Origin of the sequence: Adonisia turfae CCMR0081, assembly GCF_011009555.1 — a bacterium.
GTDB lineage: Bacteria > Cyanobacteriota > Cyanobacteriia > Phormidesmidales > Phormidesmidaceae > Leptothoe > Leptothoe turfae.
Genome location: NZ_QXHD01000002.1, coordinates 2,853 through 3,666, shown reverse-complemented (window position 1 = coordinate 3,666; position 814 = coordinate 2,853). Strand labels below are relative to the sequence as shown.

The 814-nt window shown below is 51.5% G+C and carries 1 protein-coding gene; it reads left to right on the top strand.

The genetic code is table 11. The features are described 5' to 3' along the window. Nucleotides 1-711 (top strand): dihydrolipoamide acetyltransferase family protein (locus DXZ20_RS00695; RefSeq protein ID WP_163695707.1); only part of this gene is annotated, 711 nt, incomplete at its 5' end. Nucleotides 712-814 lie beyond the last annotated feature (103 nt).

Genomic DNA, 814 nt, shown 5'->3' with positions numbered 1-814 from the left:
TCGATTCCCGCTGCACCCACTGCACCCCCGCCGGTACCTGGTCAGGTGACTCCCTTTAACACCATGCAGCAGGCCGTCGTTCGCAACATGAACGCTAGCCTGACCGTACCTGTCTTCCGCGTCAGCTACAGCATCACCACTAATGCCCTAGATGCGCTGTATCAGCAGATCAAGCCTAAGGGCGTGACCATGACTGGTCTGCTTGCAAAAGCTGTTGCGGTCACCCTAACTAAGCACCCCATCGTCAATGCCAGCTATACCGACGCCGGTATTCAATACAACGGCAGTATTAACGTGGCCGTGGCCGTGGCTATGCCCGATGGCGGTCTGATTACCCCAGTTCTGCGCGGCGCTGATCAGATGGATATCTACTCTTTATCCCGCGCTTGGAAAGACCTCGTTGCTCGCTCCCGTAGTAAGCAACTACAGCCTGAGGAGTACACTACTGGCACCTTTACCCTGTCTAACCTGGGGATGTTTGGTGTTGACAGTTTCGATGCTATTTTGCCCCCTGGCACTGGTTCAATTTTGGCCATTGGCGGCGCTAAGCCCACCGTGGTTGCTGACGAGAACGGCATGATCGGTGTTAAGAAGCAGATGACCGTAAATATGACCTGTGACCACCGCATTATCTATGGTGCTGATGGTGCTGCCTTCTTAAAAGACCTGGCGGATCTAATTGAAAACAATCCTCAGTCCTTGACCCTGTAGGATTTGTTTCTGCCCTCTGTAGAGTAGTGAAATCATCAACTAATTTGACATCTTTGATGATCCTTGAAGACATCGCGTTTAAGCAATGCGATGTCTTTTTATA